This window comes from Undibacterium sp. WLHG33 (assembly GCF_049544815.1).
GTDB lineage: Bacteria > Pseudomonadota > Gammaproteobacteria > Burkholderiales > Burkholderiaceae_D > Undibacterium.
Genome location: NZ_CP186697.1, coordinates 1766308 through 1789676, shown reverse-complemented (window position 1 = coordinate 1789676; position 23369 = coordinate 1766308). Strand labels below are relative to the sequence as shown.

The 23369-nt window shown below is 48.1% G+C and carries 24 protein-coding genes; 18 read left to right on the top strand and 6 right to left on the bottom strand.

Annotated features, from left to right (window positions below; translation table 11 throughout):
• Nucleotides 1-7: 7 nt before the first annotated feature.
• The 5 genes from ACOTSW_RS08220 to ACOTSW_RS08200 form a co-directional block, all read right to left on the bottom strand.
• Entirely contained in the window at nt 8-1234 is a 1227-nt protein-coding gene (locus ACOTSW_RS08220) for a methyltransferase domain-containing protein (RefSeq protein WP_423682104.1), read from the bottom strand.
• Nucleotides 1231-1794 carry a dTDP-4-dehydrorhamnose 3,5-epimerase family protein gene (locus ACOTSW_RS08215; RefSeq protein WP_423682102.1) on the bottom strand — a complete coding sequence of 188 codons (564 nt, stop codon included), beginning with the start codon at nt 1792-1794 and terminating at the stop codon, nt 1231-1233. Before ACOTSW_RS08215 ends, ACOTSW_RS08220 begins: the two co-directional genes overlap by 4 nt.
• A gap of 213 nt (nt 1795-2007) precedes the next feature.
• The gene (rfbG, locus tag ACOTSW_RS08210) at nt 2008-3138 is read right to left on the bottom strand and encodes a CDP-glucose 4,6-dehydratase (RefSeq protein WP_423682100.1); all 1131 of its coding nucleotides are present in this window, start codon (nt 3136-3138) and stop codon (nt 2008-2010) included.
• On the bottom strand, nt 3102-3872 hold the full coding sequence (rfbF, locus tag ACOTSW_RS08205; RefSeq protein WP_423682099.1) for a glucose-1-phosphate cytidylyltransferase: 771 nt from the start codon (nt 3870-3872) through the stop codon (nt 3102-3104). Before rfbF ends, rfbG begins: the two co-directional genes overlap by 37 nt.
• Nucleotides 3869-6073: a tetratricopeptide repeat protein gene (locus tag ACOTSW_RS08200; RefSeq protein ID WP_423682097.1), complete on the bottom strand. Its 2205-nt coding sequence runs from the start codon at nt 6071-6073 to the stop codon at nt 3869-3871. Before ACOTSW_RS08200 ends, rfbF begins: the two co-directional genes overlap by 4 nt.
• 347 nt (nt 6074-6420) lie before the next feature.
• Between ACOTSW_RS08200 and ACOTSW_RS08195 the strand changes: the two genes are divergently transcribed.
• The 8 genes from ACOTSW_RS08195 (at nt 6421) to ACOTSW_RS08160 (ending at nt 13583) form a co-directional block, all read left to right on the top strand.
• Entirely contained in the window at nt 6421-7908 is a 1488-nt protein-coding gene (locus ACOTSW_RS08195; RefSeq protein ID WP_423682096.1) for a flagellin, read from the top strand.
• Between the two features lie 83 nt (nt 7909-7991).
• A complete protein-coding gene (locus ACOTSW_RS08190) occupies nt 7992-8366 on the top strand; it encodes a flagellar protein FlaG (RefSeq protein WP_423682095.1) in 375 nt (124 codons plus the stop codon).
• A gap of 102 nt (nt 8367-8468) precedes the next feature.
• Nucleotides 8469-10484, top strand: a complete 2016-nt coding sequence (fliD, locus tag ACOTSW_RS08185) for a flagellar filament capping protein FliD (RefSeq protein ID WP_423682093.1) — start codon at nt 8469-8471, stop codon at nt 10482-10484.
• A 30-nt stretch (nt 10485-10514) separates the two neighbouring features.
• On the top strand, nt 10515-10985 hold the full coding sequence (gene fliS / locus ACOTSW_RS08180; RefSeq protein WP_423682092.1) for a flagellar export chaperone FliS: 471 nt from the start codon (nt 10515-10517) through the stop codon (nt 10983-10985).
• A 6-nt stretch (nt 10986-10991) separates the two neighbouring features.
• Nucleotides 10992-11327 carry a flagellar protein FliT gene (locus tag ACOTSW_RS08175; RefSeq protein WP_423682091.1) on the top strand — a complete coding sequence of 112 codons (336 nt, stop codon included), beginning with the start codon at nt 10992-10994 and terminating at the stop codon, nt 11325-11327.
• 5 nt (nt 11328-11332) lie between these two features.
• Complete coding sequence (locus ACOTSW_RS08170) at nt 11333-12496, top strand: flagellar hook-length control protein FliK (protein ID WP_423682089.1); 1164 nt, start codon at nt 11333-11335, stop codon at nt 12494-12496.
• Nucleotides 12483-12803 (top strand): EscU/YscU/HrcU family type III secretion system export apparatus switch protein, encoded by a 321-nt coding sequence (locus tag ACOTSW_RS08165; protein ID WP_423682281.1) that lies wholly within the window; start codon nt 12483-12485, stop codon nt 12801-12803. Before ACOTSW_RS08170 ends, ACOTSW_RS08165 begins: the two co-directional genes overlap by 14 nt.
• Before the next feature lie 21 nt (nt 12804-12824).
• The gene (locus tag ACOTSW_RS08160) at nt 12825-13583 is read left to right on the top strand and encodes a flagellar brake protein (protein ID WP_423682088.1); all 759 of its coding nucleotides are present in this window, start codon (nt 12825-12827) and stop codon (nt 13581-13583) included.
• A 28-nt stretch (nt 13584-13611) separates the two neighbouring features.
• Here ACOTSW_RS08160 and fliE read toward each other — a convergent pair whose 3' ends face one another.
• A complete protein-coding gene (gene fliE / locus ACOTSW_RS08155; protein ID WP_423682087.1) occupies nt 13612-14145 on the bottom strand; it encodes a flagellar hook-basal body complex protein FliE in 534 nt (177 codons plus the stop codon).
• Between the two features lie 24 nt (nt 14146-14169).
• Between fliE and fliF the strand changes: the two genes are divergently transcribed.
• The 10 genes from fliF (at nt 14170) to fliO (ending at nt 23365) form a co-directional block, all read left to right on the top strand.
• The gene (gene fliF / locus ACOTSW_RS08150; RefSeq protein ID WP_423682086.1) at nt 14170-15879 is read left to right on the top strand and encodes a flagellar basal-body MS-ring/collar protein FliF; all 1710 of its coding nucleotides are present in this window, start codon (nt 14170-14172) and stop codon (nt 15877-15879) included.
• A complete protein-coding gene (gene fliG / locus ACOTSW_RS08145; RefSeq protein WP_423682085.1) occupies nt 15872-16867 on the top strand; it encodes a flagellar motor switch protein FliG in 996 nt (331 codons plus the stop codon). The genes fliF and fliG overlap by 8 nt, the downstream gene beginning before the upstream one ends.
• Entirely contained in the window at nt 16860-17549 is a 690-nt protein-coding gene (locus ACOTSW_RS08140) for a flagellar assembly protein FliH (protein ID WP_423682084.1), read from the top strand. The genes fliG and ACOTSW_RS08140 overlap by 8 nt, the downstream gene beginning before the upstream one ends.
• Before the next feature lie 5 nt (nt 17550-17554).
• Entirely contained in the window at nt 17555-18937 is a 1383-nt protein-coding gene (fliI, locus tag ACOTSW_RS08135) for a flagellar protein export ATPase FliI (protein ID WP_423682083.1), read from the top strand.
• A gap of 32 nt (nt 18938-18969) precedes the next feature.
• Nucleotides 18970-19413 (top strand): flagellar export protein FliJ, encoded by a 444-nt coding sequence (gene fliJ, locus ACOTSW_RS08130; protein WP_423682081.1) that lies wholly within the window; start codon nt 18970-18972, stop codon nt 19411-19413.
• A gap of 21 nt (nt 19414-19434) precedes the next feature.
• On the top strand, nt 19435-20772 hold the full coding sequence (locus tag ACOTSW_RS08125; protein ID WP_423682080.1) for a flagellar hook-length control protein FliK: 1338 nt from the start codon (nt 19435-19437) through the stop codon (nt 20770-20772).
• A gap of 213 nt (nt 20773-20985) precedes the next feature.
• A complete protein-coding gene (gene fliL / locus ACOTSW_RS08120) occupies nt 20986-21489 on the top strand; it encodes a flagellar basal body-associated protein FliL (protein ID WP_423682079.1) in 504 nt (167 codons plus the stop codon).
• A 4-nt stretch (nt 21490-21493) separates the two neighbouring features.
• Nucleotides 21494-22498 carry a flagellar motor switch protein FliM gene (gene fliM / locus ACOTSW_RS08115; protein WP_423682078.1) on the top strand — a complete coding sequence of 335 codons (1005 nt, stop codon included), beginning with the start codon at nt 21494-21496 and terminating at the stop codon, nt 22496-22498.
• On the top strand, nt 22491-22931 hold the full coding sequence (gene fliN, locus ACOTSW_RS08110) for a flagellar motor switch protein FliN (protein WP_423682077.1): 441 nt from the start codon (nt 22491-22493) through the stop codon (nt 22929-22931). The genes fliM and fliN overlap by 8 nt, the downstream gene beginning before the upstream one ends.
• Nucleotides 22931-23365 (top strand): flagellar biosynthetic protein FliO, encoded by a 435-nt coding sequence (gene fliO / locus ACOTSW_RS08105; protein ID WP_423682075.1) that lies wholly within the window; start codon nt 22931-22933, stop codon nt 23363-23365. The genes fliN and fliO overlap by 1 nt, the downstream gene beginning before the upstream one ends.
• Nucleotides 23366-23369 lie beyond the last annotated feature (4 nt).

Genomic DNA, 23369 nt, shown 5'->3' with positions numbered 1-23369 from the left:
AACTCCTTTACAGAAGATGCAATTTTGGAATAGCGACCACGAAGCGGGCATTCCATTCTTTGACTGCAGCCAGATCATGCATGATTTCTTCCTGCAGGTTCCACGGCAAAATCAGAATTCTGTCAGGTTTATCGGCCAGCAAATGCGCCAGACTGACAATCGGAATCCGGCTACCGGGAAGAAACTTACCCTGCTTGTGCGGATTAATATCCACCACATAAGGCAATAAGTCAGGCCGGACGCCGGAAAAATTCAGCAAGGTGTTTCCTTTGGCAGCAGCACCGTAGGCGGCAACGCGCAGATTCTGGCGCTGGCAATCGAGCAGGAATTGCAAGAGATCGAATTTCGCCTGCTCCGCCCTGCTTTGCACATCACGGTAAAACGGCAGCGCATTCATACCGGCATCACGTTCTTTAGCGAGAATATCGCCAACGCCAGGCTGCACGGCTCTGGCTTTTACATCTAAGCGTTGCGCCAGCACACGCAAACTGCCGCCATGTGTAGGCCATTCCTGGACATCAATGATCTGCAAACCATTGCGCTCGAATATGGTTTGCACTGAATGCAAAGACAAATACGAATAATGCTCGTGATACGCGGTATCAAACTGATTTTGCTGCACCATGTTTAAGAGGTGCGGAAACTCAAAACTAGCCACGCCCTCGGGTTTTAACAATAGCGCGAATCCGGCGACGAAGTCATTGATATCAGGTACATGTGCAAGCACGTTGTTCGCCACAGTCAAATCTGCCGACTGCCCTTGCGCGACCAGTTCTGCGGCAAGCTCACGCCCGAAAAAGCGCTCAACTACCGGAATACCTTTGGCTCGCGCAGCATTGGCGGTGCTGTGCGTAGGCTCAATACCCAGACAAGGAATGTCTGCCGCCTTTACATATTGCAGCAGATAGCCATCATTCGCCGCCACTTCCACCACCAGACTCTGGGAATCAAGCGCCAGCTGCGCACGCATGGTCGCGACAAATTGTTCAGCATGACGCAACCAGCTCGACGAACATGAACTGAAATAGGCATAGTCCGCATCAAACAGATTTTCACGTCCGGTAAAATCCAGCGTCTGTACCAGCCAGCATGCATCGCACACCATCAGTGTCAATGGCAGCCAGACTTCAGCCTGATGCAATGCTTCCGCAGTCAGGTAAGCGTTCGACGGCGGCGCGCTCCCCAGATCCAGAAAAGGCTGTGTCAGAGCCTGACCACAATGCCGACATTTCATACGCTCACTCCCTCAAAATCATCATCCAGCAACAGCCACTGCCGGTCTTTGTCAGACATCGCCGTCACAGGCAAAGGCCAGCCTATCGCCAGCCGCTCGTCAAACACATTCAAGCCCATTTCCGCCGTCGGCTGATAGGCGTGACTATGGCAATACAACATTTCCACATGATCTGTGAGTGTCTGAAAACCATGCGCAAACCCTTGTGGTATCAGGAATGAGCGCTTATTCTCGGCAGACAGCACTTCGGCATGCCATTGCAAAAACGTAGGGGAATCTTTACGCAGATCGACGGCGACATCCCAGACCGCTCCTTGCAGGCAAGTAATCAGTTTCATTTCGGCGTGAGGGGGCAATTGCAAATGCAAGCCGCGCACACTGCCCTTTTCCAGCGTCTGAGTGTGATTCACTTGCGCGACACCTTGCGTCCAACCGAATTCCACCAGTTCGTCTGCGCAAAATAGACGCTGAAAATAGCCGCGCGCATCCGCCAGCGGCCGTCGCTGCAAGAGCGACAAACCGATGATCGGTGTCGTCAACAGTTCAAATCGTTGTGCCATACATTTTTATCTTCATCAGCCCGGCATTCCCTATCTAATTTAGCGTTACAACTGTCTGTTTTCATATACTCCCCCCACTTTTGAGAAATTCCGCTCTCATCTCCTTGAAAATAAAGGAGCCTGGAATATACCCCCGGGAGTATATAGGAAGCCATTTTCCTGCTTTTTTCCCTCGTTCTACTTACTTTTGCGCCGGATATTCTGCCCGCATCCTTATTCTGTACCGAGTAAAAATGCGTCCAGATCGCGCTCGCACAAATCGCTGGCGCTCAGACCCTGCTCAAAATCGCGATACCAGCACATCGTGCGGCGCACCGCATTCTGTAAATCCCAGCGTGCGCGTATACCTAATTCCCGCCGCGCCTTGCTGACATCCAGCGCCAGCAGACCTGCTTCATGTGGCCCGCTGATATCACGCGCGAAATCGACCTCTCCGCCGCCATAAGCGCCCTGCGCCAGTTCAACAACCTCACGCACGGTGGCGACTTCGTCCGGCCCAAAATTCCAGGCTTCGCCCAGCCCCGGTAAATGATAAGCCCGTTGCGCCAGGGTCAGATACGCCGAGACGGGCTCCAGTACATGTTGCCATGGTCGCACTGATTCCGGACGACGTATCTGCAGACGTTGATGCCTTTGCCATGCCCGCACTGCGTCCGGCAGCAAACGATCTTCCGACCAGTCGCCGCCACCGATGACATTGCCCGCTCTGGCAACCGCCACCGTCACGCCTTGCTCGGCCAGAAACGCCGAGCGATAACTCGCAATTACCAGCTCAGACGCCGCTTTACTCGCGCTGTACGGATCATGTCCACCCAGTTCAGCGGTTTCCGGATAGGGCGTCAGTAATTCGCGGTTACGGTAGACTTTGTCGGTCGTCACCATCAGTGCCAAGCGGACACTGTCGATGCCGCGCAAAGCATCCAGCACGTTGGCGGTGCCCATCACGTTGCTTGAAAAGGTATCGAGCGGATCTTGATAACTGGGCCGCACCAGCGCCTGCGCCGCCAGATGCAAAACGATTTCCGGCTGACCTTCGGCCACGATCTGACGCACCAGCGCAGCATCACGGATGTCACCGATGTGACTTTGCATACGCCCGGCCAACCCAAGCGCATCGAATAAATCCGGAGAGGTACGCGGTGCCAGCGCCAGACCAGTCACCGTCGCGCCCATGCGCAGCAACCAGAAAGCCAGCCAGGCGCCTTTAAAACCAGTGTGCCCGGTCAGCAAGACCCGTCGCCCCTGCCAGAAACTGGGTTCAGGTGCAGGAAATGCGCTGATAGTCCCGGGACTAACTACGTCGCGATTTACCATGTTCGCCATGGCGCCTGCCCTGATTGCCATAAATCTTCCAACAGATTTTTCTCGCGCAGCGTATCCATAGGCTGCCAGAAACCGGCGTGTTCGTAGGCCATGAGTTGCTGTTGCTGAGCTAATCTGGCCAAGGGTTCCGCTTCCCAGCTGACGCTGTCGTCAGCGATAAAATCAAGCACTTTGGGAGACAGCACAAAATAACCGCCATTGATCCAGCCGCCATCGCCGCGAGGTTTTTCCGTAAAACCGGCGACCTGATCGCCGACACGCTCCAGCGCACCGTAGCGCCCTGGTGGCAATACCGCCGTTACAGTCGCAAGCTTGCCGTGATTTTTATGAAATGCGATCGAGGCAGCGATATCGAGATCAGAAACACCATCGCCATACGTGAAGCAAAATGCCTCCTCGTCCTGTACGTAACGCGCGACACGTTTGAGCCGCCCGCCTGTCATCGTGTCTTCGCCTGTATCCACCAGCGTGACCTTCCAGGGTTCGGCATGTCTTTCGTGGACCTCCATGCGATTGTGCTGCATATCGAAGGTGACATCTGACATATGCAAAAAGTAGTTCGCAAAATACTCTTTGATCAGATAGCCCTTGTAGCCACAGCAGATCACAAATTCATTCACACCATGCGCAGAGTAGCTCTTCATGATGTGCCACAAAATCGGATGACCGCCGATTTCTATCATCGGCTTGGGCTTGAGATGGGTTTCTTCTGATATCCGCGTTCCCAGACCACCCGCCAGAATCACTGCTTTCATTGCGCATTCTCCTTGCAATAGATCTCCCACATGCCGCGATAGGCTTTCTCCACATCGCGGGCAAAACCCTCTTCATCCATCAAAGGGGAGGCTTCCATCTCGGCGCGTAATGTCTGCCGTAAATGCACAAGGCCATCGATATCATGCGCGAGGATCAGCGCTTTCTGCGCATATTCCATTTCAGTTTGCGCTACCCATTCGTCGCGCCCCAGCGCTCTTAACACACTGGCGCCGATACGGCCGACCGATGGACGATCTGCCAGGGTGATGAAAGGTATTCCCATATACGCACTCTCCAGCAGCGTTGTACCGGAATTATGCGGAAAACAGTCCAGGCCAATATCGATTTGTTTTAACACTTCCCATGACGGGCTGGTAAAACCGATCTCCAGCCTTGAACGGTCGATACCATATTGCATGAAACGCGACGCCATTTCATCCTGCACTTTGACGTCTTTAAAATCACCACTGTTGATAATCAGTCGGGAATTCGGCATCGCATCTAATATTGCTGACCAGACCTTCACTACTTTATGATTGATACGAACTGAGCGCGACAGACTGCCAAAAGTAATCACACCTGTTTCCAGCACCGGTGGCGGCACCAGCTCTGCTTTACGGACATCCGGACGATAGGTATAAGCCGGCCCATCCAGACACCAGACTTTTTCAGAAAACAGGTGGGCACAGTTATCGGTGACAGTGGCTTTGTCGGTCAGGTAATAATCAATCGCGGTCAAACCCGTGGTGTAGCCGTATTCCAGCCAGTGAAGGGAGACCGGTGCAGGTTTGCGCGCAAAGACGCCGAGGCGATTGCTGTTTGTGTGTCCGGCAACGTCGATCAACACGTCAATGCCGTCTGCACGGATACGTTCTGCCAGTTCTGCATCGGTCATTTCGCGGGTGTAAATCCAGTGGTCAACCGACTTTTTATAATATTCCGTTGTTTCATCTTCAAACGGCGGATTCGCATAGGCATAAACCTCGACCTGACTTTTATCGTGTTTTTCAAGCAAAGGCAGCAGAAAATATTTACAGACCTGGTTATAAAACGCCTGCGCGACATACCCTACCTTCAAACGTTTATTCGGATCGCGTACGTTATCAAAAGGACGCCAGAAGACCTTATTGGGCAAACCAAAACGTTGATCGAAATCCTGATACGCGCCGAAAATCACTTCCGCCGGCAAATCCGGGTGGTAATTTAAACAGAACAATAAATTACTGAATATTTTGCGATTAAACGACGACTGGGAGTCTTTTTTAAATGACAGCGCCCGCATGTAGGCTTCGATTGCGGGATCAAGATGATTAGCCTCGCGCAGGGCATCGCCGTAGCCACCCCAGAATTCCGGGATATTCGCACAACGGTCCATCGCTTCATTGCCGCACTCAATCGCGCGCTGTACCTCACCATTTTGTCTCAGGGCATCAATCAGATTCGGGTACACCTGAATCAGATCGGGCTGCAATTCCAGCGCGCGATAAAAACATTTAATCCCCTCGGCACATTGCGCATTCTCACGATAAGCCAGCCCCAGATTATTATGAACATAAGCCAGACCGGGATTAAGGCGTACGGCGGTTTGTAATGCCTCAATCGCTGCCTCAGTCTGCCCTATCATCCGTAAGGCGTTACCGAGATTATTCTGCGCCACCACCATTTCCGGATCAAGCGAGACTGCTTTTTTTAGATAAGTGGTGGCCTCAGCACAGCGTTCCAGAGATATCAAAGCGTTGCCGATATTTGCCAGCACATGAGGATTGTTCGGTAATAGCGCGACCGCATGTTGAAGCGCATCGTAGGCTTCGGAATATTTTCCCTGCTCCAGACGGCTGATGCCAAGATAATCCCAGGCAATGCCATCTTTAGGATTAAATGCAGTCAGCCACAGACTTGCGGCTTCCAATTGTTCAAAAGAACGACTCTGTATATACCGATTGAGCACCTGATAATAAGCATGCTTATCTGCATTGAATTGCTGCGCTCCGGTAAACGCTTTTTGCAAAAACTGCAGTGATTCTTCGTTGAGTCCGGCTTCAAAAGCCAGTTTGGCGAGAAAGTAATTGGCATCCTGATGTAAAGGGTATTGCTGCACTATCCTTAAACACAGCGCTTTTGCTTTTTCTGGCTGATTTGCCTTGTATAAAGCTTTTGCTTCTTTAAATGCATTTCCCGGATGCAAACCAGCTTTACTCATTATGTGTCCTCTTTAAGGTGGCAAAGACCAACAACATGACTAAAAAATAATGTTTTTGGACATGATGGCTACTAAAATTCATTTTAAATGGAAAAAAGTAATTGCTTAAGCCTGAATAAAGGGGTGAAAGATATTTAAATTAAGCCCTCAAGAAATTTTAAAAGCTGTCGTTGAGCGGAATATGGGAGAAAACTTAAGCAAAAAAAATAGTATTTATTTGCGGAAACTAGCTAAAAGTTTTTGATTCGCGTCCGTAACCCTTCACAACGGCGGTGCAACAGTCAACAGACAGACCGAAGTTTGAGGTTTTAACGCCGAATTTAATAACTTAGGTAAGGAGTATCAAAATGGCTTCATATATCAATACCAATATTGCATCCATGAATGCACAACGCAGCCTGACTACATCTCAAGGCTCACTGCAAACATCCATGCAACGTCTCTCATCCGGTCTGCGTATTAACAGCGCAAAAGACGACTCCGCTGGTCTCGCAATTTCCCAACGTATGACTTCGCAGCTGAATGGTCAAAACCAAGCTGCACGTAATGCAAATGACGGTATTTCCCTGGCTCAGACAGCTGAGGGCGATCTGCAACAAATCGGTTCCAACTTACAACGTATTCGTGACCTGGCAGTTCAGGCAGCCAACGGTTCTAACAGTGCATCAGACCGCGCATCCCTGAATAACGAAGCCAGCCAGCTGATCTCCGAGATCAACCGTGTTGCAAGCTCTTCTAACTTCAACGGCGTAAATCTGCTGGACGGTAGTTTCGCCAACCAAACTTTCCAGGTTGGTGCTAACGGCAGTGCAAACGATCAAATCAGTATCTCATCAATTGCAAGCGCTAAATCTTCGGCTCTTGGTGTCGGCTCCACATCCAGCTACAAAGCAACCGTAGCAGGCGCAGGTGCTGTAACTACAACAGCGCTGGCATCCGGTGACTTATCCATCAATGGTTACCAAGTCGGTAAATCTGTTAGTGACGGTGTTTCCTTCTCTAACGCAGATGGTAGTGGTATCGCTAAAGCAGCGGCAATTAATGCGATCAGCGGTCAGACTGGTGTCACTGCAACAGTGGGTGCAACATCAGTTGCCGGTACAGCATCTACCAGTGCGACAGCAATTGCTTCCGGCGACATCACAATTAACGGTGTCAATCTGGGTGCATTGAGCGCCTCGACTTCCGGTGCTCAACGCGGTGCGCAAGTTGCTGCTGCTGTTAATGCGATCAGCTCTCAAACAGGCGTAACAGCAACATTTGACACATCGACTGGTGCAGTTGCCCTGTCAGCTGCTGACGGACGCAATATCACTGTGACAGCTAGTACAAATGCTGCAGCTGCGGCTGCGAATACAGGTATCACTGTATCGGCAACTGGTGCAACAGACATTGCAACATCAACACTGTCTCTGTCGTCGACCAGCTCTGCTGGTATCACTCTGGCAAACGGTACAGGTACCGGTCTGACAGCGGCAAACCTGACAGGTGGCTTTACTTCAGCAGCAGTTACTGTTGGTGCAGGTGTATCTTCTCTGAACCTGAGTACAGCAGCAGGAGCGCAATCAGCTCTGGCGACCATCGATTCGGCGATTGCATCAGTCAATAGTTCCCGTGCTGCTCTGGGTGCGATACAAAACCGCTTTACCTCTGCTGTGAACAGCTTGCAAACATCACAAGAGAACCTGGCTTCTGCACGTAGCCGTATTCAAGATGCTGACTTCGCATCAGAAACAGCAAATATGACTCGCGCTCAAGTGTTGCAACAAGCTGGTACTGCAATTTTGGCTCAAGCTAACTCATTACCTAACGGTGTTCTCGCACTGCTGCGTTAATCAATAGCTTCTGTTTTCTATTGATGTAGATAATTCCCCTGATCAGTTATGATCAGGGGAATCTAACTTTGAAGGAAATGATCATGGACATCCCATCGATTGGCAACCCGCCTCAATCGGGGCAATTGATCAGCGACAAAAGCGCTGTCGTCAGCACGCGCTCAGCCCCTCCTGCCAATAACATCAGCACGACTACGGCAACTGCCGCCGACAAGGCTGATAACAAAAAGTTTGACAGCACCGAAGTTAATAAAGCGATTGCTCATATTAATGATGCGTTGCAGACCCGCTCACAGGATTTGCGCTTCAGCGTTGATACTGACAGTAAGCGTGTCGTTGTCAAAATTATTGATCAACAAACCAATCAGGTATTACGCCAGATCCCTACGGAAGAGGCACTTGAAATATCTAAATCCTTAGATAAATTAAAGGGATTACTCATTAAGAACGAAGCTTAATCAGTAACGATCTTTTTAAAATAGCAGGTAAAAACCCTTCTTTCATCTCAATTGAACAAGAATCAGATTTGATATAGTAAGGACCTCAAAAGGAGAATTATTGTGACCATACAATCCACCGGTGTAGGTTCTGGGCTAGATGTAAATACCATCGTCAGCAAGCTCATGGCCATTGAGAGTCTGCCGCTAGCATCGATTCAAAAAAAACAAACCAGCTATCAGGCGGATGTCACTGCGTTAGGTGCGTTAAGTGGCTCAGTCAGCTCCTTCCAGTCCTCCCTGATTGCACTGAGCAGTGCGTCCACCTTCGAAACACTGGCAGCTACAGCGAGTGATACCGCCGTTGCCTCAGTCAGTGCAAGCAGCACCGCAAGCGTCGGAACTTACAACGTCAATGTGACGCAACTTGCGCAGTCTCAGACGATATCCAGCGCTGGTCAGGTGAATACCACAGCCGCTATCGGAAGCGGTGCAAGCACAACATTAAGTTTTCAGTTCGGCACCATTTCAGGTGGAACTCAGACCGGCGGTATCTATAGCGGCGCGACATTTACACAAGATGCAAGCCAGGCAACCGGTACCGTAACAATTGATAGCTCGAATAACTCGTTGCAAGGTATACGCGACGCTATTAATAGTGCAAAAATCGGCGTGAACGCGTCCATCGTTGGCGATGGCAGCGCAACCCCTTACCACTTAGTACTGAGTTCAGCATCAACAGGGGCTACATCGAGCCTGAAAATCAGCGTTTCCGGAGATGCAAATCTGCAAAATCTGCTTGCTTATGATCCTACCGGAACTCAAAATTTTAAAGAAGTTACTACTGGTCAGAATGCCAACCTCACCGTCAACGGTATTGCTGTCTCCAGCGCGAGCAATAAGGTAGCAACCGCGATTCAAGGGGTGACTATCACCGCACAGAAAACAGGCACCACATCAATTACGGTCAATACCAACACATCTGCGGTACAAAATAGCATTAACTCTTTTGTTTCTGCCTACAACAGTCTGAACAGTACCATTTCACAACTGACATCGTATAATCCGACGACCAAAGTTGCAGGGGCTTTACTTGGCGATCCAACGACCCAGGCAATCCAGAATCAGATACGAAATACGTTATCAACAGCCGTCAATGGTCTGGGTGGCGGATTCACAAGCCTGGCACAGATTGGTATCAGCTTTCAAAAAGACGGTTCTTTGGCTGTTGACTCCTCGAAACTTCAAACCGCATTAACAAATAATTTCAATGATGTTGGCGGATTATTTGCAGCGATGGGAAAAACGACGGACAGCCTGACCAGTCTGTCCGGGTCAACGGCAGCAACGCAGCCTGGAGACTATGCTGTTAAAGTAACCCAAATCGCGACTCAAGGCGTACTGACAGGTGATGTCAACTTAAACGCCGGACCAACGACGATTGCCGCCGGAACAAAAATCGATGTCAAAATTGACGGTCTTTCTGGTACCGTGAGTCTAGCGGCAGGCGACTACACTGCAACCCAACTGGCCTCGATGATACAGTCATCGATTAATGGTACCGCCAGTTTTTCTAACGCAGGTGTATCGGTTACGACCTCGATCGACAGCAATGGCTTTCTTAACATTACATCCGGCAGTTTCGGCAGTGCATCCAATGTCAGTCTGACCAGTAATGCCGGAACAAGCATCACTGCCTTGACTGGAACCGTCAGCACGGGAACAACCGGTAAAAATGTTGCCGGCACATTCAATGGCATTTCTGCAACAGGCTCAGGTCAGATACTAACTGGCGCATCAGGATCTCCGTCTGAAGGCCTGCAAATTGTTGTCAACGGCGGCGCAACCGGTGACCGTGGCAAAGTCAGTTTCTCCCAGGGTTATGCATACAAACTGAACAATCTTGTCACTAGCTTTCTTGGAACGACCGGTACGATCAGCAGTGCGACAAAAGGCATTAACAGTACACTGACATCATTGCAAAAACAGACGGATGACCTTAATGCTCGTCTGCTTAAAACCCAGGCTCGCTTACAAGCACAATATTCATCACTGGACACCGTTATCTCGAATTTAAATGCTACACAAAGCTTTTTAACCGCTCAAATCGGCATATTGAACGGCACAACGAACAAGTAACTCATATTTAGAATACTCAAAGGACTAGCTATGTTTGGCTCATCAAAATCCTATGGTGCAAGCGCATATACAAAAATTGGTGTGGAAACTGGCGTCATAGCTGCCAGTCCCCACAAACTGATCGTCATGTTGTTTGACGGTGCGATCACTGCAATTGGAAATGCACTTCAGCAAATGCAGAAAGGAGAAATCGCCGCGAAAGGAAAGTCTATTTCTCACGCCATTTCTATTATTGATAACGGCTTGCGTGCAAGTCTGGATAAGCGGGTAGGCGGTGAAATCGCGTTGAATCTCGATGCGCTGTACGAATATATGAGCAGACAGCTGTTGCTGGCTAATCTGAATAAAGATGAAGGAAAGTTACTGGAAGTACAAAACTTATTGCGCGATCTGAAGCAAACTTGGGAAACCATTGAGCCCGTTGCTCAGCAACCGGCGGCACCTGCTGTCAGCGAACACGATCCATTACAACCACGACAAGTTCACGTTTTTGAGGCCTGATTCATAATGGAAAGCATAGAAATTATTACATTGTACGAACATATCGCCGTTATCACCGATAAAATGTTGAATGCTGCGCGTAACCGTGACTGGGAACGGTTGACAGAGCTGGAAAACGATTGCAGCTCCAAGGTTCAAAAAATTCGCGATAATGAGAGTCCGGCAATACTCCCCCCTGAACTCAAAGAAAGAAAAATTCGCGTCATCAAAAAAATACTGGCTGACGACAGAGAAATTCGTGACATTACAGAACCATGGATGGCCGAATTATCTAATCTGATGAGAGCGTCAAGTGCCGAACGTAAATTGAACCATGCTTATGGAGTCGCAAATTCAGCGTAACTGACATGCCTTATCGCCTCGATAACTCGATCACGACTGCCGATATCGAGGCGACATCGGCAAGTGCGGGACTCAATTCGCTCAGGCAGGAAGTTGCCTCAAAACTCGCGCAGCTCGTCGTGGGTCAACAACTCAACGGAGAAGTCCTTAGCCGGCAAAAAGATGGAAGCTTTAACGTCCGGGTTGCCAACCTGAGTGTTCGCATGCAACTTCCGGAGGGCGTGCATGAAGGTGATTCCGTCTCCTTGCGCTTAATTTCAACCGATCCAAGACCGACTTTTGCCTTAGAAAGCAGACAACAGAGCGTAGAAAATTTCATTACAGAACAAACCTACACACCGGGAAAAAAAACGCTTTCTGATTTTTCTGCTTCACCCCAGCCAAGACTGGAAGAGACTAACAAGTTAGTTTCTGCAAAAGCAATCCTCCAGGCCACTACCGGCCCTCTTGCTCCGGACAGCGGCATTCACACTGATAGCAGCGTTACCACATTAAGCAACGCCAGCAAACTGATAGGTACTATCCTTCAAGCTGATAACGACAACGCCGAAAGCAGTGCTATTGTCGGGAAAACCGCGATACTAAACACACAATCAGATTTAAACAACATCGAAAAAACAGCCGTATTATTAGAAAAAAAAATCAGCCAGAGCGGCCTGTTTTACGAATCTCATCTTGCTGAATGGATAGACGGGAAAAAGAATATCAGCGATTTGAAAACCGAGCCTCAGTCAGTACTCTCAGCACTGAGCCAGAATGTTAGCGGCGAAGAAAATAGTCTTATTTCAGGCAATAAAGAAATCATTCAGCTCATCCAGCAGCAGTTACGTACACTGGAAGATCAAAGCATTCGTTGGCAAGGCGAACTGTTTCCGGGGCAGTATATAAAATGGGAAATCAAGAGAGAGAAACCCTCTGAACAAACCAAAGGATCATTACCCGAGGATAATATTCACTGGCAAAGCACAGTAAAGTTTGATTTACCCTCTTTGGGCGTAGTTTCGGCGACGTTTAATTTTCACGCGAATCATTTGAGTCTGAGCATCAATGCAGAAAAAGAAGATACGGTGAACACGCTAAGAACGTACGCAGGACAACTTTCATCTTCCCTTTCTTCTTTGGATACGATTCTGGATAGCCTCAGTGTCAGAAAAGATGACAGCAAATAAACCCACCGATAAGCACGCCGTCGCCCTCGCCTACCATAGCGGAGACAGCGCTCCTCGTGTTGTCGCCAAAGGCAAAGGTATCATTGCCGAAGAGATAATCGCCCGTGCAAAAGAGCACGGAGTTCACGTACACGAATCAAAAGAGTTGGTATCGTTATTAATGAAAGTTGATCTCGATGAAAACATCCCTCCGGTTCTGTATATCGCGGTTGCAGAACTGCTCGCTTGGCTTTACCATATCGACACCGAAAAGTCTGGTATCACTCATCAGACGCAAGCTTCAGCCCCTGCTATTTCAAAATTTTGACAGATAAGAGCAAATAAACACATGCAATCCCCTCCTTCTCTCGGGACTGAAAACCAAAGTCCATTCCAGGTTGACTCCCGCCGGGAAATTATCTCCCTGTTGCGCGGTCTGAAAGATAGCAACCAGTTCATCAGCATGTTGATTCATGATGGAGCTGAGGTGTTTATCACATCGATTCTGGACGTCGACGATAGCAATAATACTGTTACCGTTGACTCTGCTCCCGGGCAATTAGCGAATCAAAGAATAGTTGAAGCACATCGGGTTTCATTTGAGGGATTATTAGATAAAATCGGTATCCAATTTTCAACAACGGGCGTACATCTTGCCAATTTTGAAAATCGTCCCGCTTTGCAATTCAGCATTCCATCGAGTCTGATCAGACTGCAACGGCGTGAGTATTACCGGATTAACACACCTGTCTCCACGCCAATAAAAGTAGGTTTCCCTGTCGAACTGAATAATAAGCCTGAAGTCTTAAAATTATCATTGGTTGATATCAGTTGCGGTGGTATTGCGGTGCTGGACGAAAGGAAGATACTTGATTGCACACCGGGAAAAATCTACGAACATTGCACACTGGAATTACCAACGATCGGTACGATTGACGTCACAATGGAAATCAGAAACTCCCAAGATCTGGTTTTATTAAATGGAAAAACGAATCGTCGTATTGGTTGTCAGTTTTCAAATTTATCTAATTCTGTGCTGACCAGCGTTCAACGCTACATCATGAAATTAGAAAGAGAGCGGAATTCCAAATTGACTGGAATCCGCTGATACACCATCACTTCAGTTGTTTTCAGGATCAAATCTGCATATTCATGATGTCATGATATGCAGTGACTAATTTATTCCTGACTTGTACAGTCGTCTGAAATGAAATGTTTGCTTTTTGCATAGAGATCATGACGTCAGACAAACTGACTTTATCATCTCCCATCGCAAATTTTTCTCCCAATTGTTGCGACGTCAGCTGAACCTTGTTCACCTGATCCAGGGACGCTTTGAGTGCATCAGCAAAATCTAAGCGCTTAGGCGCATCGCTCTCTTCAGCGCGGTGGATGCCTGCCCCCGCCTCCATTTTTGCAGCCGTCGCTTTTAACTGAGCAACCATTGCATCAATGCGACTGCTGTCAATGCCAGCCATTTTCATACATTCTCCATCGTCAATAAAGATTGATCTGGCATCTACCTTATCATTTGGAAAATTCTTCATTTCGATAATAAGATGGACAAATGCATGCTTGCTCCTCTGATTGAAATTTGGAATCCAGTGCAAAATCGGTAGTAAGGAAAAAACCAAAATGGCTTCATAACATGACGCAAACAGACTTCTCATTTTTCAATGCTGATCAGGTGATTTATGGCGACCGCTGAAAATATGATCATGGCTCCGGATGAGCTTGCGGAACCTAAAAAAATATTCGGGATACCACAAACGCCAGGCGTCCGTACAGCGATGCTGTCAGCAGGTGCGGCACTGATACTGGCAATCATGGCCGGTATCTGGCTGTGGGGGCAACAACCTGAATATAAAGTTTTATTTTCAAACTTTAACGACAGGGATGGCGGCGCTATCGTCGCATCTCTGCAGCAAATGAACGTTCCGTATAAATACTCGGAAAGCGGTACCGCAATTCTGGTACCTGCAAGCCAGGTACATGATGCCCGTCTGAAACTCGCGTCACAGGGCTTACCCAAGGGCGGCAATGTTGGTTTTGAATTAATGGAAAATCAGAAGCTCGGGATTTCGCAGTTTCTTGAGCAAGTCAATTTTCAACGCGCACTCGAAGGTGAATTAGCGCGCTCAATTCAGGCGGTCTCTGCTGTGCAGTCAGCAAGAGTACATCTTGCCATCCCTAAGTCTTCTGTTTTCATACGTGATCAGCAAAAACCAACGGCATCCGTGCTATTGAACTTGTATCCCAGCCGGGTCCTGGACCAACAACAAGTCAGCGCAATTCTGCATCTGGTTGCCAGCAGCGTTCCGGAACTGTCAACGAAAAATGTATCGATCGTCGATCAAAACGGTAATTTGCTTTCGGATATGAATAAGCAAGCCGGGAGCAATAACCTGGATCCGTCGCAGCTTAAATACGTGCAGGAGTTCCAACAAAATATCGTCAAACGCATCGAATCTATTATTTCACCTATAGTCGGCGCCAATAATGTCCGCGCAGAGGCAAGTGCAGACATCGATTTTTCCAAAAGTGAACAAGCTGCAGAAAGTTACCGCCCTAATTCACCGCCCGAAGCATCCACGATACGCAGTCAGCAATCCAGTGAGAGCTACAGCAAAAATAACAATGCATCCGGTATTCCAGGCTCACTGACAAATCAGCCGCCGGTGCCCGTCACCGCGCCAATCGTAGCCAGCGGCGCAGCAACATCAACGTCAGCATCCAATACCGGACTGGTACAAAAAGACTCAACTATCAACTATGAGGTTGATAAAACCATACGTTACACACAGCAGGGAATGGGAGGCGTGAAGCGGCTGTCCGTAGCGGTTGTTGTGAACTATAAGAACGAAACGGATAAATCCGGAAAAATCATATCAAGACCGCTAACGGATATTGAAAAAACACAGATTACCGATCTGGCACGTGAAGCGATGGGATTTAATAAAGACCGGGGTGACACGCTGAATGTTGTTAATAGCCCATTTGCCGGTCCGGAAAAAGAAACTATAGTGGAAGTACCATTCTGGAAACAGCCGGAAACCATACAATTAGTAAAAGAACTGGGCAAATATTTATTAATTGCCGCTGTATTAGCCTATCTTTTCTTCGGATATCTGAAACCCCTGTTGTATAAAATTATGGGGAAAGATGTCGCTGCAGAGAAAGCGAAAAAAGAGGCAGAAGAAGCTGAAAAACTTGCTGCTGAAAAAGAGGCAGAAGATGAAGACGAAGAGGAAGATACCTTCGTTGAACTCTCCAGTGAAGAAGAATTACAAGCGGCAAAACAAGGAAGTGCCTACGAATTAAATATGGATATGGCCAGAGAATTAGCCAAAAATGACCCGAGAATTGTTGCTAACGTAATCAAGACATGGATTAACAATGAGTGATGATGGAGTACAAAAAGCGGCAACCTTTATGCTTGCGCTAGGTGAGGACGGTGCCGCTGAGGTAATGAAATTTCTGGGACCGCGTGAGGTACAGAAAATTGGTGCGGCCATGGCGACAATAGGTGCAATCCCTCACGAGCGCATCGCTAAGGTGCTCGAAGAATTCAAAGCTGCCGCAGACCTGAGTTCGTCCGTCGGCCTGGATTCCGACGAATACATCCGCAATGTCCTCACAAAAGCACTGGGAGACGATAAGGCGTCATCCCTGCTGAATCGTATTCTTGGCGGTAAAGATGCCAGCGGCATCGAGAGTCTGAAATGGATGGACTCAGCATCTGTTGCCGACCTGATTAAAAATGAACACCCTCAGATCGTTGCGACGATCCTGGTTCATCTGGAAAGCGATCAGGCTTGTGAAATTTTAAATAATTTCTCGGAGCGCTTACGAAATGACGTTGTTTTACGCATTGCAACGCTTGACGGTATTCAGCCAGCCGCACTGAGAGAACTTAACGATGTTCTGACCAAATTATTGACCGGCAACGAAAGCCTGAAGAAAAAATCGATTGGCGGCGTCAGAGCAGCGGCAGAAATACTGAACTTCATGAGTGGTGAAAATGAAGCATCGGTCATGGATAATCTGCGTAAATATGACGGTGATATGGCAGAAAAAATCATGGATGAAATGTTTGTCTTCGACAACATCATGGACATCGATGACAAGGGCATTCAGCTCTTGCTGCGCGAAGTCCAATCCGATTCGCTCATCATCGCACTCAAGGGCGCAAGTCAGGATATGCGAGAGAAAATATTTAAAAATATGTCTCAGCGTGCTGCGGAAATGATGCGTGAAGATCTGGAATCTAAAGGTCCAGTAAGATTGTCTGAGGTTGAAGCTCAGCAAAAACAAATTCTGCTCGTCGTACGGCGACTTGCAGACGAAGGTCAGATTATGCTGGGTGCAAAAGGTGAGGACGCTTATGTCTAGTGTCTTACGAAAAGATGACGTCTCAGCCTACCAACGCTGGGAAATGGCGTCGTTTGGTGAAACTCGCCCTCATCATATGCTAGAGCCCAAGCTTGACCCTGTTCCCGCCAGATTAGTCCCGACAGTGTCAGAACAAGAACTGGAGGAAATCCGCGAAAAAGCTCGACAAGAGGCCTACGCCGTCGGCTATCAGGAGGCTTATGAACGGGGGCTGCGTGAAGGACAAGAAGCAGGACAGATGATGGCGGCAGAAAATATGCAGCCCGACATACAAAGCATGCATATTCTGTTAGACAAACTCTCGGCGGAATTGAAAGAAGTCGGAAAAACGACAGGCAAGGAATTGCTGGATCTTGCCATCAGTCTGGCATCCGCAATTTTAAAGACCAGGGTTGAACTCGATCAGAATATTATCCTTCCCATCGTTGAAGACGCGATCGCTCAACTGCCATCTGCACAAGTCAACGCGAGCATCAGCTTGAATCCTGCTGACGCTAATATCGTTAAAAAAAATCTTGGTGACACCTTGATAGCCAACGGCTGGCGTATCGTCCCCGATCAGCAATTGTCACGGGGCGACTGCAAAATTGAAACATCGCAAAATCTTATCGATTCAAGCATTGATACGCGATGGGAGCGGTTGACTGCTATTTTGCGAAAAAACGCCTCGGAAGCTGAGTAAACAATATGGAAAGCACTTTCACAGATCAATGGAAATCAATACTGACAGGCGGTAAGGATTTACTGTCGGGTAATGACGAAATTCCAATTGCCGGCAGAGTCACTAAAGTCACAGGTCTGGTCATGGAAGCCGTCGGTCTGCGCTTACCGGTCGGAAGTGCGTGTTCCATCCATTTGGCGAGCGGCGCAAAAATAGACGCTGAAGTAGTGGGATTCGACGGCGACCGGCTTTTTCTGATGCCGCACAGCGATCTGGAAGGCGTGACTCCAGGCGCGCCCGTTTTTGCGGAAGAATCAAGACCTAAATCTAATCACCCTATGCGAAGGCCCAGCGACAGGAGCCGCCAGCTTCCGGTCGGCTACCAGTTATTAGGACGGGTACTAGATGGCAACGGACGGCCGTTAGATACGCTCGGCCCTCTGAAAACAACTGAATCTGCTCCACTCGCGGCAAGAATTTACAATCCTCTGGAACGGGCGCCGATTGTTGATACCCTTGATGTCGGCGTCCGTGCAATCAATAGCATGCTTAGCGTCGGACGAGGACAACGTCTGGGATTATTTGCGGGTTCAGGGGTTGGTAAAAGTGTGCTGCTGGGGATGATGGCAAGGTTCACCACAGCAGACGTTATCGTCGTCGGACTGATTGGCGAACGCGGACGCGAGGTAAAAGAATTTATTGAACAGATTCTTGGCGAAGAAGGACTGGCAAGGTCAGTAGTCGTCGCGGCACCGGCAGATGCTCCTCCACTATTGCGATTGCAAGGCGCTGCGTACGCAACAACAATCGCCGAATATTTCAGAGATCAGGGACATAGTGTTTTGCTGATCATGGACTCCCTAACCCGATATGCGATGGCGCAACGTGAAATCGCGCTGGCGATCGGCGAACCGCCGGCGACCAAGGGCTACCCTCCCTCGGTTTTTGCGAAATTGCCCGTACTTGTTGAGCGCGCCGGTAACGGGAAAGAAGGCGGAGGTTCAATTACTGCATTTTATACAGTGCTGACTGAGGGGGATGATCAGCAGGATCCGATTGCAGACTCGGCTCGAGCAATTCTTGATGGACATATTGTGTTAAACCGGACCTTAGCTGAGAGCGGACATTATCCGGCAATTGATATTGAACAATCAATCAGCCGCGCCATGCACAGCATTACGACGCCGGAGCACCAGCAACTTGCCAGAAAATTGAAACAACTCTACTCACGATATGAACGCAGCCGCGATCTGATCAGCGTCGGCGCGTATGCCCCCGGCTCAGACCCGTTGCTTGATGAAGCGATACGCTTACATCCGCGGATCATTGCATTTTTGCAGCAGGATATTACTCAAAAATGCAGCATATCGGAGAGCTTAGAGGGACTTCGGGCTCTATTCCAAGGATAAATAATTTTAGTTCGTCCTATACTTAGTTACAGATGGCAAAGAGATCACCAATCAATACCTTAATTGAGATCGCAGACAGGGAAACCGATGACGCGGCTAAGCGTCTGGGACAAGCTATTCGTTATCATGAAGAAACGCAAAGCAAGCTTGATCTGCTGATTCAGTATCGTGCTGATTACGACAGCAAATTTAAGGCGGCCGCCGCTGCCGGCATCAGCGCGAGCCAGTATGGAAATTTTATGAGCTTTTTAGCGAAACTGGATAGCGCAGTCGAAGGACAAAAAGAAGTGATACGCAATGCAGAGTCGAAAGTTCAGGCTGCAAAGATTGACTGGCAAGGAAATGAAAAAAAGCGTTTGTCATACAACACGCTTGATCACAGACTAAAAACGGTGCAGCAAAAAAAAGAAGCTAAATCCGATCAGAAACAAACCGACGATTTTGCCGCACGGGCGTATTTTTACAAATCAGAGTAGCAACTTAAAACGGCAGAATTTATGCAAACACTCAATATTATCAGCGCACCAAGCAATCCAAATAGTGCGGCGAAATCAGTCAAGAGCAATCCTGTGGTGAATGCTGAAAATTCTTTTAACAAGCTGCTCAAAAAAGAAATCAACGGCAATAAGGCGACATCTGCGTCAGCGCCACAGGATACGAATGGGAAAATACCTACAAAAAATAGTGAGCCCCCAAAACAAGACCCCGCGACTCCGCCTGAAGAATTAAACGGTGCCACTACTGGTTCAAAAAAAACTGAAGACACAGAAAAAGACGACAACCAGACCGAAAAAAAAGATATCAACGACAGTGATCAACAACTGATTCAACTTTTTAATGCCTTAAATGACATTTCAAGATCAGTACCACCGAAATCTGTTGGTGACGTCACCATTAAGAGTGATAAAAGTGCCGGTATAGATGCAACATCCAGTGGATTGTCATTACCGCCATTCACTGAAAAAAATGCCTTGCCTACGACTGAAGCATCAAAAGAAGCAGCTTTTGACGTCATTGTGAGCAATGCCCTGTCAGCACATAATGAAACCGGCACCGCGAATATTGCGACGCTGACACCCGTTACTACGGATACATCGTCGCCCGTTAAAAGCAAAGAAACCATAGCTGACGCCCCTCTTTCATTTGCGGATCAATTGAACGTCAAGTCTGAAAAAAGCGATCCAGTCAAACTGCAAGCAGGAGTTCAACAGGATGCAGCGCAAAAAACAAGTCTATCTGCCGAAAAATTGGAACGATCCGTTGATAAGCTTGCGTTCGTCATGCCTAAAGATGAACCTGTCAGCCCGGTCAGTGTCCAGCAAGCTACGCCACAACAACAGCTGAACGCCACGCAGAATGCGACGATTACCGGTGCCGTTTCTGCAAACCAGATTTCACCTCCGTTGAATACTTCCGCATGGGATAAAGCAGTAGGACAAAAAGTAATCTGGATGGTTGGCGCAAGCATGCAGTCTGCGGAATTAACGCTGAATCCACCTGATCTGGGGCCATTGCAAATCGTCTTGAATGTCACAAACGATCAGGCAAATGCAACATTTATCTCGGCCCATCCGGACGTCAGGGATGCATTGGAGGCATCTTTGCCGAAATTGCGTCAGATGATGGATGATGCCGGGGTTCAGCTATCCGGCTTTTCAGTCAACGCTGAAGCATCCCATCAGGGACAGCAAAGTCGCGAATTCGGACATGCAAATCGGGCGACATCGACTGTCTCAAATAACACGAACGATATTCACATTGGCAATCAACCGATATCGGATGCAAAGGCAAGCAAAATCATCTCCCGCATTGGCGCAGTCGACACCTTTGCATAGCGCTTAGTTGTAAAACTTGTCTCTCAAACAGGTAGAATAAAGAAATAAAGCGTTTCACCGGAATAATGCATCTGTTTTATATGTTGATCGCATTATTTTTCAGAATCGAAAAGATGAGCGGTATTTGCCCGTCTTTTCTTCTGTTATTCCGTGCTTTATTTAGAAGATAATATAAAAAATAGCGGAAAAACACCGCTGCTTGAGAGGAAAAACATGGCAAAAAAACCTGCTAAAGCAGCGCCCGAAACGGGCGATGCTGCTCCGGCAAAATCAAAGAAAAAGCTCATTATTATCATTGCAGCCGCAGTACTGCTTCTCGGCGGTATCGGTGGCGGTGCTGCTTTCTTTTTATCAAAAAAATCTGCCTCCAAAGAAAAAGAGCACAAAGAAGAACCTGCAAAAGCTCCCGTTTTTCTTCCCTTGGACGCATTTACGGTGAACCTGCAATCGGACAGTGGTGATAAATATTTACAAATCGCGATGACGCTTCAGGTTGAAGGTGAAGATCAGTCATCCCTGATTAAAGCAAATATGCCCCAGGTACGCAGTCGCCTGCTTTTACTCTTGTCGAGCAAAGATGCCAATGACATCCTCTCTACTGAAGGTAAAGATAAGCTGGTAGAAGAGATCATTGAAAAAGTTAATCAACCTTTTACTGCGAAAGGTGAGCCACAAAAAGTAAATGGCGTTTTCTTTACTTCCTTTGTAGTTCAATAGCACTATGTCAGATAATTTCCTCTCCCAGGAAGAAGTTGATGCCCTTTTAAAAGGCGTCACGGGAGATCAAGATGACTCTCAGTCTCAAGAAGACACATCGGGTGTACGCCCCTACAACCTTGCGACGCAGGAACGCATTGTTCGTGGTCGCATGCCGACTCTGGAAATTATTAACGAGAGATTTGCGCGACTCTTACGCATAGGCCTGTTTAACTTTTTGCGACGCAGTGCAGAAGTTTCCGTTGGTACGGTCAGGGTATCCAAATACAGCGAGTTCATCCGTAACCTGGTTGTACCAACCAATCTGAATCTGGTGCACATGAAACCGCTGAGGGGGACCTCTCTGGTTGTACTTGACCCTGGGCTGGTGTTTCTTCTGGTCGATAATCTGTTCGGTGGTGATGGCCGCTTTCACACTCGTGTTGAGGGTCGGGATTTTACCCAGACAGAACAAAGAATTATTCAGCGTATTCTGGAAATTATTTTCGAAACCTATGCAAAGTCGTGGGAGCCAGTTTATCCGGTGGAATTTGAATACATCCGGTCCGAAATGAATACCCAGTTTGCCAATATTGCGACACCGAACGAGGTAGTCGTTTCCACAACCTTCACGATAGAATTGGGGCCAGTCAGTGGTGAAATGCACATTTGCATGCCCTATTCTACGATTGAGCCTATCAGGGATATTCTGACCAGTAGTCTGCAAGGCGAAACACTGGAAGTGGACAAACGCTGGGTACGTCTGATGACGCAACAGATTCAGATCGCGGAAGTGGAAATAGTTGCAGATTTAGGCACAACCCGTGTCACACTGGGCGATATTCTGAATATGAAAACGGGAGACATCATTCCTTTGAATATTCCGGAAGTTATCTCTGCCAAGGTTGACGGTACTCCGGTGATGGAGTGCAAATATGGTGTATTCAACGGACAATATGCGTTACGCGTGGAAAAACTGATCAGTTCCAGCGTACAAGAAGTAGCAGCACAAGGAGAAAGTCATGGATGAAAATACCGATAGCCCGATCAGCGAAGACGATTGGGGCGCAGCGATCGCTGAACAGGAAAAAGCCGATGCTGCTGCAGCGGCTGCCGCTGCAGCAAACCAAAAATCTGAACCACCAGCAAGCCCAGCGATATTTAAAGAGTTCAGTGCAAAGGGAAGTTCGACTGAAACGCACAATGATATCGACTTCATTCTCGATATTCCTGTACAACTGACGGTGGAACTGGGAAGAACTAAAATCGCGATTAAAAATCTGCTGCAACTGGCGCAGGGCTCAGTCGTAGAGCTCGACGGCCTGGCTGGTGAGCCGATGGATGTGCTGGTAAATGGCTGTCTGATCGCTCAAGGTGAAGTGGTGGTCGTTAACGATAAGTTCGGTATTCGTCTGACCGATATTGTCACACCAGCAGAACGTATTCGCAAACTGAACAAATAATGAAACCAGACAGCAAATTCATATCGTTATTTTTTCTGGCTGTTTCCGGCAACACCTTTGCTGCTGAAACAGTAACGCTAACACCCGGAGCTGGATTGCTCCAAATCAGTCTGGCACTGCTTTTCGTTCTCGGTTTAATGTTTTTGGTGGCCTGGGCGTTCAAACGAATTAATCCGGCAATCTCAGGAAACAAGATACCGATGAAAGTACTGGCCGGACTGAATCTAGGGAACCGTGAGCGTGTCATGGTGATTGAAGTCGGGGATCAATGGCTGGTGCTGGGCGTCACAGCTTCAAATATCACCAATTTAGCGACTCTCCCAAAACAAGACTCGTTATTGCAAGCAATACCAACAAATAGCAACTCTTTTCAGGGGTGGCTGCAACGAACAATAGAAAAGCGTGGCAACACGCCGACTGACGCAAATACGTAAATTC

Bases quoted from the DNA above. Each gene is read 5' to 3' on its own strand.
- fliO (WP_423682075.1), top strand. From the start codon at position 22,931: ATGAAACCAGACAGCAAATTCATATCGTTATTTTTTCTGGCTGTTTCC.
- ACOTSW_RS08190 (WP_423682095.1), top strand. From the start codon at position 7,992: ATGGACATCCCATCGATTGGCAACCCGCCTCAATCGGGGCAATTGATC.
- fliJ (WP_423682081.1), top strand. From the start codon at position 18,970: ATGGCAAAGAGATCACCAATCAATACCTTAATTGAGATCGCAGACAGG.
- ACOTSW_RS08170 (WP_423682089.1), top strand. From the start codon at position 11,333: ATGCCTTATCGCCTCGATAACTCGATCACGACTGCCGATATCGAGGCG.
- ACOTSW_RS08140 (WP_423682084.1), top strand. From the start codon at position 16,860: ATGTCTAGTGTCTTACGAAAAGATGACGTCTCAGCCTACCAACGCTGG.
- fliE (WP_423682087.1), bottom strand. From the start codon at position 14,145: ATGAGAAGTCTGTTTGCGTCATGTTATGAAGCCATTTTGGTTTTTTCC.
- fliL (WP_423682079.1), top strand. From the start codon at position 20,986: ATGGCAAAAAAACCTGCTAAAGCAGCGCCCGAAACGGGCGATGCTGCT.
- fliN (WP_423682077.1), top strand. From the start codon at position 22,491: ATGGATGAAAATACCGATAGCCCGATCAGCGAAGACGATTGGGGCGCA.
- ACOTSW_RS08125 (WP_423682080.1), top strand. From the start codon at position 19,435: ATGCAAACACTCAATATTATCAGCGCACCAAGCAATCCAAATAGTGCG.
- rfbF (WP_423682099.1), bottom strand. From the start codon at position 3,872: ATGAAAGCAGTGATTCTGGCGGGTGGTCTGGGAACGCGGATATCAGAA.
- ACOTSW_RS08220 (WP_423682104.1), bottom strand. From the start codon at position 1,234: ATGAAATGTCGGCATTGTGGTCAGGCTCTGACACAGCCTTTTCTGGAT.
- ACOTSW_RS08215 (WP_423682102.1), bottom strand. From the start codon at position 1,794: ATGGCACAACGATTTGAACTGTTGACGACACCGATCATCGGTTTGTCG.
- ACOTSW_RS08165 (WP_423682281.1), top strand. From the start codon at position 12,483: ATGACAGCAAATAAACCCACCGATAAGCACGCCGTCGCCCTCGCCTAC.
- fliI (WP_423682083.1), top strand. From the start codon at position 17,555: ATGGAAAGCACTTTCACAGATCAATGGAAATCAATACTGACAGGCGGT.
- fliM (WP_423682078.1), top strand. From the start codon at position 21,494: ATGTCAGATAATTTCCTCTCCCAGGAAGAAGTTGATGCCCTTTTAAAA.
- fliS (WP_423682092.1), top strand. From the start codon at position 10,515: ATGTTTGGCTCATCAAAATCCTATGGTGCAAGCGCATATACAAAAATT.
- rfbG (WP_423682100.1), bottom strand. From the start codon at position 3,138: ATGGCAATCAGGGCAGGCGCCATGGCGAACATGGTAAATCGCGACGTA.
- ACOTSW_RS08195 (WP_423682096.1), top strand. From the start codon at position 6,421: ATGGCTTCATATATCAATACCAATATTGCATCCATGAATGCACAACGC.
- ACOTSW_RS08160 (WP_423682088.1), top strand. From the start codon at position 12,825: ATGCAATCCCCTCCTTCTCTCGGGACTGAAAACCAAAGTCCATTCCAG.
- fliG (WP_423682085.1), top strand. From the start codon at position 15,872: ATGAGTGATGATGGAGTACAAAAAGCGGCAACCTTTATGCTTGCGCTA.
- ACOTSW_RS08175 (WP_423682091.1), top strand. From the start codon at position 10,992: ATGGAAAGCATAGAAATTATTACATTGTACGAACATATCGCCGTTATC.
- fliF (WP_423682086.1), top strand. From the start codon at position 14,170: ATGGCGACCGCTGAAAATATGATCATGGCTCCGGATGAGCTTGCGGAA.
- ACOTSW_RS08200 (WP_423682097.1), bottom strand. From the start codon at position 6,073: ATGAGTAAAGCTGGTTTGCATCCGGGAAATGCATTTAAAGAAGCAAAA.